Annotated in this window: 9 protein-coding genes; 6 read left to right on the top strand and 3 right to left on the bottom strand. The window is 60.9% G+C overall.

Features of this window, described 5'->3' with window-relative positions; translation table 11 throughout:
- Positions 1-261 precede the first annotated feature (261 nt).
- Positions 262-1,755 carry a CoA-acylating methylmalonate-semialdehyde dehydrogenase gene (locus AC07OT_RS21520; protein ID WP_065940977.1) on the bottom strand — a complete coding sequence of 498 codons (1,494 nt, stop codon included), beginning with the start codon at positions 1,753-1,755 and terminating at the stop codon, positions 262-264.
- 39 nt (positions 1,756-1,794) lie between these two features.
- Complete coding sequence (gene aptA / locus AC07OT_RS21515; RefSeq protein ID WP_003188272.1) at positions 1,795-3,144, bottom strand: omega-aminotransferase AptA; 1,350 nt, start codon at positions 3,142-3,144, stop codon at positions 1,795-1,797.
- A gap of 126 nt (positions 3,145-3,270) precedes the next feature.
- On the opposite strand from aptA, the gene AC07OT_RS21510 reads away from it, so the two are divergent.
- From AC07OT_RS21510 to AC07OT_RS21485, 6 genes are all read left to right on the top strand, one after another.
- A complete protein-coding gene (locus AC07OT_RS21510) occupies positions 3,271-4,191 on the top strand; it encodes a LysR family transcriptional regulator (protein WP_053134765.1) in 921 nt (306 codons plus the stop codon).
- Positions 4,192-4,279: 88 nt separating this feature from the next.
- The gene (locus tag AC07OT_RS21505; protein WP_495108998.1) at positions 4,280-5,674 is read left to right on the top strand and encodes a uracil-xanthine permease family protein; all 1,395 of its coding nucleotides are present in this window, start codon (positions 4,280-4,282) and stop codon (positions 5,672-5,674) included.
- Positions 5,675-5,761: 87 nt separating this feature from the next.
- A complete protein-coding gene (locus tag AC07OT_RS21500; protein WP_495102693.1) occupies positions 5,762-6,421 on the top strand; it encodes a TetR/AcrR family transcriptional regulator in 660 nt (219 codons plus the stop codon).
- 12 nt (positions 6,422-6,433) lie between these two features.
- A complete protein-coding gene (locus tag AC07OT_RS21495; protein WP_495102692.1) occupies positions 6,434-7,015 on the top strand; it encodes an IMPACT family protein in 582 nt (193 codons plus the stop codon).
- Positions 7,016-7,071: 56 nt separating this feature from the next.
- On the top strand, positions 7,072-7,758 hold the full coding sequence (locus AC07OT_RS21490) for an SDR family oxidoreductase (protein ID WP_495108997.1): 687 nt from the start codon (positions 7,072-7,074) through the stop codon (positions 7,756-7,758).
- Between the two features lie 146 nt (positions 7,759-7,904).
- Positions 7,905-9,263 carry an 8-oxoguanine deaminase gene (locus AC07OT_RS21485; RefSeq protein WP_495108996.1) on the top strand — a complete coding sequence of 453 codons (1,359 nt, stop codon included), beginning with the start codon at positions 7,905-7,907 and terminating at the stop codon, positions 9,261-9,263.
- Positions 9,264-9,321: 58 nt separating this feature from the next.
- On the opposite strand, the gene AC07OT_RS21480 is transcribed toward AC07OT_RS21485, so the two are convergent.
- Complete coding sequence (locus tag AC07OT_RS21480; RefSeq protein WP_146478243.1) at positions 9,322-10,413, bottom strand: calcium:cation antiporter; 1,092 nt, start codon at positions 10,411-10,413, stop codon at positions 9,322-9,324.
- Positions 10,414-10,461: the final 48 nt, after the last annotated feature.

Raw genomic sequence — 10,461 nt, 5'->3', positions numbered from 1 at the left:
TCGAATCGTTAATAGTGTCAAACAACACGACTCTACCAACTTCTTCTGGGCTTCGATGAACTGAAGCAATCCGCTGCTTTATTCTGCATAACTCATTGTTTATCAAGGAGTTTTACGTTTCGACTGCGCCGGAAGTGGGGCGAATTATAGACGTCCAGGATCTGCCGTCAACCTTCTTTTTCATCTTTCTGTCATATAAGTCAAAAAAGCCCAAAAACGCAAAAGCCGGCCCCAAGGGGCCGGCTTTCTGCTTGCTGAGCCTTACAGGCTAGGGAACGCGAATTGCGACGCTTCATGGCTGGCCCGCTGCGGCCAACGCTGGGTGATCGCCTTGCGACGGGTGTAGAAACGCACCCCATCCGGACCATAGGCGTGCAAGTCGCCGAACAGCGAGCGCTTCCAGCCACCAAAGCTGTGATAAGCCACTGGCACAGGCAATGGAACATTCACACCGACCATCCCCACTTCAATTTCGTCACAGAACAGACGCGCCGCTTCCCCGTCACGGGTGAAGATGCACGTACCGTTGCCATACTCGTGATCGTTGATCAGCTGCATCGCCGCTTCCAGGCTGCTCACCCGAACCACGCACAATACGGGCCCGAAGATCTCTTCCTTATAGATGCGCATTTCAGGCGTCACACGGTCAAACAGACTGCCCCCCAGGAAAAAGCCGTCTTCATTCCCGGCAATACTCAGTCCACGACCATCAACCACCAACTCCGCACCAGACGCAACACCGTCTTCTATATAGCCGCTGACCTTATCCCGCGCCTGGCCCGTCACCAGTGGCCCCATATCCAGCCCACAGGTAGTGCCCGCACCGATCTTCAGCGCCTTGATCTGCGGCACCAGCTTGGCGATCAACGCATCCGCCACCTGGTCACCGACACACACCGCCACCGAGATCGCCATGCAGCGTTCGCCGCAGGAACCATAGGCCGCGCCCATCAAAGCACTGACCGCGTTATCCAGGTCAGCATCCGGCATCAGCACCGCATGGTTCTTCGCCCCACCCAACGCCTGTACGCGCTTACCGCGCTTGGTCGCTTCGGAATAGATGTACTCGGCAATCGGCGTCGACCCCACAAAACTCAGGGCCTTGACTTCCGGCGCCTCGATCAACGCATCCACCGCGCCCTTGTCGCCGTGCACAACACTCAGCACACCTTTGGGAAGACCGGCTTCCTGTAGCAGTTGCGCGATCAGCAACGTCGAACTCGGATCACGCTCCGAAGGCTTGAGGATGAAACAGTTACCGCAAACAATCGCCAGCGGATACATCCACAGCGGCACCATCGCCGGGAAGTTGAATGGGGTAATACCCGCCACCACGCCCAACGGCTGGAAGTCCGACCAGGCATCGATATTCGGCCCAACATTACGGCTGTACTCGCCCTTGAGAATCTCCGGCGCCGAGCACGCATACTCCACGTTCTCGATCCCGCGCTTGAGTTCGCCGGCGGCGTCTTCCAGCGTCTTGCCGTGCTCTTCACTGATCAGCTGCGAGATGCGCGCTTCGTTCTGCTCCAGCAATTGCTTGAACCGGAACATGACCTGGGCGCGCTTGGCCGCCGGTGTGTTACGCCAAGCCGGAAAGGCCGCCTTGGCCGAGTCGATAGCATGTTGAATGGTTTCGCGGCTGGCCAGTGGCACTTGGTGAATCACCTGGCCGGTGGACGGGTTATACACATCGGCAGTACGGCCGGACTCACTGACCAACTCACCGTTGATCAAATGCTGGATAAGGCTCATGCAGGGCTCCTGAAAAGTTGTTCTATATAGAAGGAGAAATCAGTCGATCTTGTTCAGCACTTCGCCGACCGCATCGAACAGACGATCCAGGTCCTGCGGTTTGCTGTTGAAGGTTGGCCCGAACTGCAGCGTGTCACCACCAAAGCGCACATAGAAGCCGGCTTTCCACAGAGCCATGCCGGCCTCGAATGGACGCACGATGGCATCACCGTCACGTGGGGCGATCTGGATCGCACCGGCCAGGCCGTAGTTACGGATGTCGATCACATTCTTGCTGCCCTTCAAGCCGTGCAGCGCATTCTCAAAGTGCGGCGCGACTTCGGCCACGCTCTGCACCAGGTTTTCCTTCTGCAGCAGGTCCAACGCCGCCAGGCCGGCCGCGCAGGCAACCGGGTGCGCCGAGTAGGTGTAGCCGTGGGGGAATTCCACAGCGTACTCAGGCGTCGCCTGATTCATGAAGGTCTGATAGATCTCGCTGCTGGCAATCACCGCCCCCATGGGGATCGCACCGTTGGTGACTTGCTTGGCGATGCACATCAGGTCCGGGGTCACGCCGAAGCTGTCAGCGCCGAACATCGAACCGGTACGACCAAAGCCCGTGATCACTTCGTCGAACACCAACAGAATGTTGTGCTGGTCGCAGATCTCACGCAGGCGCTTGAGGTAACCCTGTGGCGGCACCAGCACGCCAGCGGAGCCGGCCATTGGCTCGACAAACACCGCGGCGATGTTCGACGCGTCGTGCAGTTCGATCAGTTTGAGCAACTCATCGGCCAAGGCGATACCGCCCTGCTCCGGCATGCCCCGGGAGAACGCATTGCTCGCCAGCAGGGTATGCGGAAGATGATCAACATCCATCATCGCCTGACCAAACAGCTTACGGTTGCCATTGACGCCGCCCAGGCTGGTACCGGCGATGTTCACACCGTGATAACCACGGGCGCGGCCAATCATCTTGGTCTTGGTGGCCTGGCCCTTCAGGCGCCAGTAGGCACGCACCATCTTCACCGCGGTATCGGCGCACTCGGAACCGGAGTCGGTGAAGAACACGTGGTTGAGGTTGCCGGGGGTCAGATCGGTGATCTTTTCCGCCAGCTGGAAGGACAGTGGATGGCCGTACTGGAAGCCTGGAGAGTAATCCAGCGTGCCCAGTTGCTTGGCGACCGCCTCCTGGATTTCCTTGCGCGTATGCCCGGCGCCACAGGTCCACAGGCCCGACAACGAGTCGTAGACCTTGCGCCCCTTGTCATCGGTCAACCAGCTGCCTTCGGCGGCCACGATCAGGCGCGGGTCACGCTGAAAGTTACGGTTGGCGGTGTAAGGCATCCAGTGCGCGTCCAACTTCAGTTGGCTGGCCAGGGACGATGGGGCGTTTTCGGGCATGTTCATCAGCAAAACCTCGCAGGGCAACAGGCAGCGTCGGGATTGAAAAAGCGTTGTTGCAGCTAAATTGCCACGGGGATAAAGTCGGTGAAATCCAACTCTTCTAACCTTCAGTCAGGCCTTCACTAAACTATGAGCAGCCGTCGACCCGATCCCCTGGCCCAAGTCAGCGACTTCGATATTCGCCTGCTGCGCATCTTTCGCAGCGTCGTGGAGTGCGGCGGCTTCTCGGCGGCGGAAACCGTGCTCGGCATCGGCCGTTCCGCCATCAGCCAGCAAATGAGCGACCTTGAGCAGCGGCTCGGATTAAGACTTTGCCAACGCGGCCGTGCCGGTTTCTCGCTGACCGAAGAAGGCCGCGAGGTCTACCAATCGGCCCTGCAACTATTAAGCGCCCTGGAAAGTTTCCGCACCGAGGTCAACGGCCTGCACCAGCACTTGCGCGGCGAGTTGATCATCGGCCTCACCGACAACCTGGTCACGCTGCCCCACATGCGCATCACCCACGCCCTGGCACAGTTGAAGGAACGCGGACCGGACGTACAAATCCAGATCCGCATGATCGCGCCCAACGAAGTGGAACAGGGCGTACTCGACGGCCGCCTGCATGTCGGTGTGGTGCCCCAGGCCAGCGCGCTCTCTGGCCTGGAATACCAGCCGCTGTACAGCGAACGTTCGCTGCTCTATTGCGCGGTCGGCCACCCACTGTTTTACGCCGACGACAAGCAGTTGGACGACGAGCGCATCGACAGCCAGGACGCCATCGCCCCCACCTTCCGTTTGCCCGCCGATATCCAGGCCCATTACCAGGCCCTCAACTGCACAGCCAGCGCCTCCGACCGCGAAGGCATGGCATTCCTGATCCTCACCGGCCGCTATATCGGCTACCTACCCGACCATTACGCCAGCCTCTGGGTGCAACAAGGCCGACTGCGTGCGCTGAAACCGGCTACGCGTTTTTACGATTTAAGCCTCGCATCGGTCACGCGCAAAGGCCGTCGCCCTCATTTGGTGCTGGAAAGCTTTCTCGACAGCCTGGCGACAACGCGCTAACTCGGGCCTTACGCCAAAAGCTGAGCAGATGGACAGCTTTTTGCAAGAACCCCAGGACCTTGAACCGTCCGCCTTGAGTTAACCCGCCATGCCACCAGAATCCTCCAGCCCCAGCGACCTGATCTACGGTCTCAATGACCGCCCCAAACCCGCCCCTGCCTTGCTCGCTGCACTGCAACATGTGCTGGCCGCCTTTGTCGGCATCATCACGCCACCGCTGATCATCGGCTCCACCTTGGGCCTGACCGCACACTTGCCCTACCTGATCAGCATGGCGTTGATGGTGTCCGGTGTCGGCACATTCATTCAGGCCCGTAGGCCATTTGGGATCGGCGCCGGGATGATCTGCCTGCAAGGCACCAGCTTTGCGTTTCTCGGCGCGGTGCTGTCGGCTGGCTTTCTGGTCAAGCAACGCGGCGGCAGCCCGGAAGACATCATGGCGATGATCTTCGGCGTGTGCTTTTTCGGCGCTGCCGTGCAGATCATTCTCAGCCGCTTTATTGGTCAGCTGCGCCGAGTGATCACCCCGCTGGTGACCGGGATTGTCATTACCCTGATCGGCATCAGCCTGATCAAGGTCGGTATCACCGACCTGGGCGGCGGTTTCAACGCACCGGACTTCGGCGCACCGGCCAACCTTGCGTTGGGCCTGTTCGTGGTGCTGACCATCATCTTGCTCAATCGCTCCAACACACCCTGGGTGCGCCTCTCGGCGATCATCATCGGCCTGGCCCTCGGCAGCCTCGCCGCCTGGTTCAGCGGCAAGCTGGTGCCCCAGGCCCTAGGCGACTTGCCTTTGGTCAGCCTGCCGATCCCGTTTCGATTCGGTTTCAACTTCGACTGGAGCGCCTTCCTGCCGATCGCGCTGATTTATCTGATCAGCAGCATTGAAACCGTCGGCGATCTCACCGCCAACTGCATGATCGCGCGCCAGCCCATCAGCGGCCCTTCTTATATAAGCCGGCTCAAAGGCGGCGTCCTCGGCGATGGCGTCAGTTGCATGATCGCCGCCACGTTCAGCGCCTTTCCCAACACCACCTTTGCCCAGAACAACGGCGTGATCCAACTGACCGGTGTGGCCAGCCGTTACGTCGGTCTGTACATCGGCGTCGTGCTGTTCTTCCTGGGTTTGTTCCCGCTGATCGGTGCCGTGCTGCAACAAATCCCCAAGCCCGTATTGGGCGGCGCAACCCTGGTGATGTTCGGCAGTGTGGCCGCCGCCGGCGTACGCATCCTCGCCCAGGCACCACTGGACCGTCGCAGCATGCTGATCATCGCCACCTCGTTCGGCGTCGGCCTGGGCATCGCCGCTCAACCGAACCTGCTGCACCTGATGCCGACCCTGGTGCAGAACCTGTTCGACTCGGCCATCACCAGCGGCGGCCTGACCGCCATCGTGTTGTGCCTGTTGCTGCCGGAATCCAAGGTGCCCGCTCCTGCCGCAAACCACGCGCAGGAAAGCGACACCCTGGAACCGCTTTGACGGTTTTATTGCATCGGGACTTGTCTGAGGCTTGAGGGTGGGTTATCTGTGCACACGTCGTCTCTATCGATCAGCACGGAAACCTCCATGAGCCTCGAAGTTCCTGCCCACAGCAACCACGCCGGTAAGCCCGCCAGCCGCATTCGGCAAAAGAACGAACAAGCGATTCTCCAGGCTGCTGAAGATGAGTTCGCGCGCCATGGCTACAAGGGCACCAGCATGAACACCATCGCTGCCAGCGCCGGGCTGCCCAAGGCCAACTTGCACTACTACTTCACCAACAAGCTGGGCCTGTATATCGCGGTGCTCAGCAATATCCTCGAACTGTGGGACAGCACCTTCAACACGCTGACCGCCGAGGACGACCCGGCCGTGGCCCTCTCCCGCTACATCCGCACCAAGATGGAGTTTTCGCGGCGCCAGCCCCAGGCCTCGCGGATCTTCGCCATGGAGATCATCAGCGGCGGCGAATGCCTGACCGAATATTTCAGCCAGGATTACCGAGCCTGGTTCAGTGGACGGGCGGCGGTGTTCCAGGCCTGGATCGACGCCGGCAAGATGGACCCCGTCGACCCCGTGCACCTGATCTTCCTGTTGTGGGGCAGCACTCAGCATTACGCCGACTTCGCCACCCAGATCTGCCGCGTCACCGGTCGCACCAAGCTGACCAAGCAGGATATGGAAGACGCCGGCACCAACCTGATCCACATCATTCTCAAGGGCTGCGGCATCAAGCCGGCCCTCTAGACGAAGCCACTTATGTCTTTCACGCTCACCGGCCTTTGCGAGTTCCGCGAAGAAATTCGCAAAAGCCGCTTCATTACCCTGGCCGCACCGATCACCAGCCCGCAAGAAGCCCAGGCATTTTTCGAGCAGCACAGCGACCTTAACGCCACACACAACTGCTGGGCCTGGAAGCTGGCCGATCAATACCGCAGCAGTGACGACGGCGAACCCGGCGGCACCGCAGGGCGGCCCATCCTGGCGGCCATCGAGGCCCAAGGCTTCGATCAGGTCGCGGTGCTGGTGATTCGCTGGTATGGCGGCATACAACTCGGTACCGGCGGCCTGGCCCGCGCCTATGGCGGCGGTGCGAACAAGTGCCTGCAAAATGCCGACCGCATCGAACTGATCAGCCGCGTGCCGCTGAGTTGCGCCTGCGGATTCTCCGAGCTGAACCTGGTCAAATTGCGCGTCGCCGAGTTGGGCGGGCTGGTGCTGGAAGAAACCTTCACCGCCAATGGCGTGGAGTTACAACTGGCCCTGGGCGAAGCCCACATCGACACCCTGCAAACCCAGCTCGCCGACCTGAGCCGTGGGCGCATCCTGCTGCAACGCTGAAACTGCTAATGTTGTTCGCTGAACACCCTGAACCGCGACTTTTAAAGGAAGCCTTCATGTCTACGCCAAAAACCGCACTGATCATCGGCGCCTCACGCGGCCTGGGCCTCGGCCTGGTCAAGCAATTGCTCCAGGACGGCTGGGACGTGACCGCCACCGTGCGTGACCCGAACAAGGCCGATGCCCTGAAAGCCGTGGGCCCGGTGCAGATCGAGAAACTCGACATGGACGATCAGCAAGCCGTGATCGCCCTGAACCAGCGCCTCAAGGACCGCACCTTCGACCTGTTGTTCGTCAACGCAGGCGTCAAGGGCCCCGCCAATCAAGAACCTGGCCATGCCACCCTGGCGGAAGTCGGCCAGCTGTTCTTCACCAACGCCGTGGCGCCGATCAACCTGGCCCAGCGCTTCGTCGGGCAGATCCGCAAGGACAGCGGCGTGCTGGCGTTCATGAGTTCAGTACTGGGCAGCGTGACCACTCCCGACGGCTCGGACCTGGCGTTGTACAAGGCCAGCAAGGCCGCACTCAACTCCATGACCAACAGCTTCATTACCCAACTGGGCGATCACAAACTTACCGTGCTGTCGCTGCACCCGGGCTGGGTGAAGACCGACATGGGCGGCGAAAACGCGCACATCGATGTCGACACCAGCGTGCGCGGCCTGGTAGACCAGGTGAACGCCTACACCGGCAAGGGCGGCCATCACTTCGTGGACTACAAAGGCGACACCATCGCCTGGTAAGCCGCACAGGGTCGTTATCGAGCGATTGCCGTCGATAACGATCCGCGCGTAGACTGCCCACCTCGCCCTCCCCGGCGACCCTGGATCAGCAGACAGGGCATCACTGAGCTGGCAAACCTGAACCCATCATTCAGAGGAGCCGGCCAATGCCTGCGACCCGTATCTGGTTAAAAAACCCCCTCGCGATTTTCACCGCCAACGGCCTCGACGCCCGTGGCGGCCTGGTGCTGCAAGACGGTGTGATCGCCGAAGTGCTGGCACAGGGTCAGGAACCCGCACAGCCCTGCGCCCAAGTGTTCGATGCGCGTGAGCATGTTGTCCTGCCCGGGCTGATCAACACCCACCATCACTTCTATCAGACCCTGACCCGCGCCTGGGCGCCGGTGGTCAATCAGCCCTTGTTTCCCTGGCTGAAAACCCTGTACCCGGTCTGGGCACGACTGACTCCGGAAAAACTCGCCCTGGCGTCGAAGGTGGCACTCGCGGAGTTACTGCTCTCGGGCTGCACCACGGCGGCAGACCATCACTATCTGTTCCCCGACGGCCTGGAAAACGCCATCGATGTGCAAGTCGACAGCGTGCGCGAACTGGGCATGCGCGCCATGCTCACCCGCGGCTCCATGAGCCTGGGCGAAGCCGACGGCGGCCTGCCACCGCAACAGACCGTGCAACAGGGCGAGGTCATCCTCGACGACAGCCAGCGCCTGATCCGCGAATACCATCAACGCGGCGACGGCGCGTACATCCAGATTGCCCTGGCGCCCTGCTCACCGTTTTCCGTCACCCCGCAAATCATGCAAGCCAGCGCCGAACTGGCCAACAGCCTGGATGTGCGCCTGCACACCCACCTGGCCGAAACCCTCGACGAAGAAGATTTCTGCCTGCAGCGCTTCGGCCTGCGCACGGTGGATTACCTGGACAGCGTCGGCTGGCTCGGCCCGCGCACCTGGCTGGCCCATGGCATTCACTTCAACCCGGATGAAATTGCCCGCCTTGGCGCCGCCGGTACGGGCATCTGCCATTGCCCAAGCTCAAATATGCGCCTGGCCTCCGGCATCTGCCCGACCCTGGACCTGATCGCTGCCGGCGCGCCCATCGGCCTGGGTGTGGACGGCTCTGCCTCCAACGATGCGTCGAACATGATCCTCGAAACCCGCCAGGCCCTGTACATCCAGCGCCTGCGTTACGGCGCCGAAAAGATCACCCCCGAAGGCGTGCTGGGTTGGGCGACCAAGGGGTCGGCGCAGCTACTGGGGCGTACGGATATCGGTGAACTGGCCGTAGGCAAACAGGCCGACCTGGCGCTGTTCAAACTGGATGAGCTGCGTTTTTCCGGCAGCCACGATCCGATCTCCGCACTGCTGCTGTGCGGCGCGGATCGGGCGGACCGGGTGATGATCGGCGGCAAATGGCGGGTTATCGACGGACAGGTGGAAGGCCTGGACCTGAAAGGCTTGATCGCCGATCACAGCCAGGCGGCACGGCGGCTAATCGCCGGAACCTAAACCAGACACCGCTCGACATGTGGGAGGGCAAGCGCCCTCCCACTTGGAGTGCACGTGCTTACAAGCCCAACAGCGACAACATGATAAAGGTCGCAAACAACACAAAATGGGTCATCCCTTCGATGGCATTGGTTTCGCCATCGTTGAGGTTGATCGCACTGACGATCAGCGTGATAAACACCATCACCGTTTGCACCGGCGTCATCGCCATCTGGAACGGCTGGCCGGTATAGAGTGCCATGGCCTCCATCACCGGCACCGTCAGGATCACCGTCGACAACGACGCGCCCAGCGCGATGTTCACCACCGACTGCATGCGGTTGGCCAATGCGGCGCGCAAGGCCGTCAAAATCTCCGGTGCCGCCGAAATAGCCGCCACCACAATCGCCGTGATCACCGGCGGTGCGCCCGTGCCTTCCAGGCCCAGGTCGAGGGTCTTGGACATCACCTCGGCCAGCGCACCGATCACAATCACGCCAAACACCAGGGTACCGATGGAGAACGCCAGGTTCACCGGCGGCGACTCTTGTTCCTCCGGCAGCTTCTTGCGGCGCTTTTCCGGGTAGCTGTAGCTGAAGAAATAACTGTGGGGCCCTACCTGCATGCGCAGGAACAAGGTGTAGAGCACCACCATCGCGCCGATGGTGAAGGCCGAGTAAATTTTCCAGTCGGCTTCGGGGATAAATTCCGGCACCACCATCGACACGCCCATGGCGGTCAGGATCATTACACTGTAGGTCCGCGCCGAATCATCATTGTAGGACTGTTCGCCATGCTTGATGCCGCCCATCAACGCTGCCAAACCGAGGATGCCGTTGATATCGAGCATCACCGCCGAATAGATGGTGTCGCGCACCAGAGTGGGTGACGGCTCATTGCTCATCATGATCGCCAGGATCACCACCTCCACCAGCACTGCGGCGAGGGTCAGGATCATGGTGCCGTAGGGATCGCCGACTTTTTCCGCCAGTTGCTCGGCGTGGTGGGCCACGCGCATCGACGCCACGACGATAAAACCGATCAACACCACGCCGGCCAACAGTGCCACCATTTGCCCGCTGTGCAGCATCCAGTGCTCCAGCGGGTAGGCGGCGATGGCGGCAATCAGCGCCAGCAGCATGAATTTTTCTTGCTTGAGGGATGTGAGCATTCCGGGCCTTTTAGTGCGGCAAATCAGTCATTGATGGGGTACAGACTG

The organism is Pseudomonas sp. GW821-FHT09C10 (genome assembly GCF_059418085.1).
The sequence above is the reverse complement of the archived record's forward strand: the minus strand, read 5'-3'. Positions and strand labels throughout refer to the sequence as shown.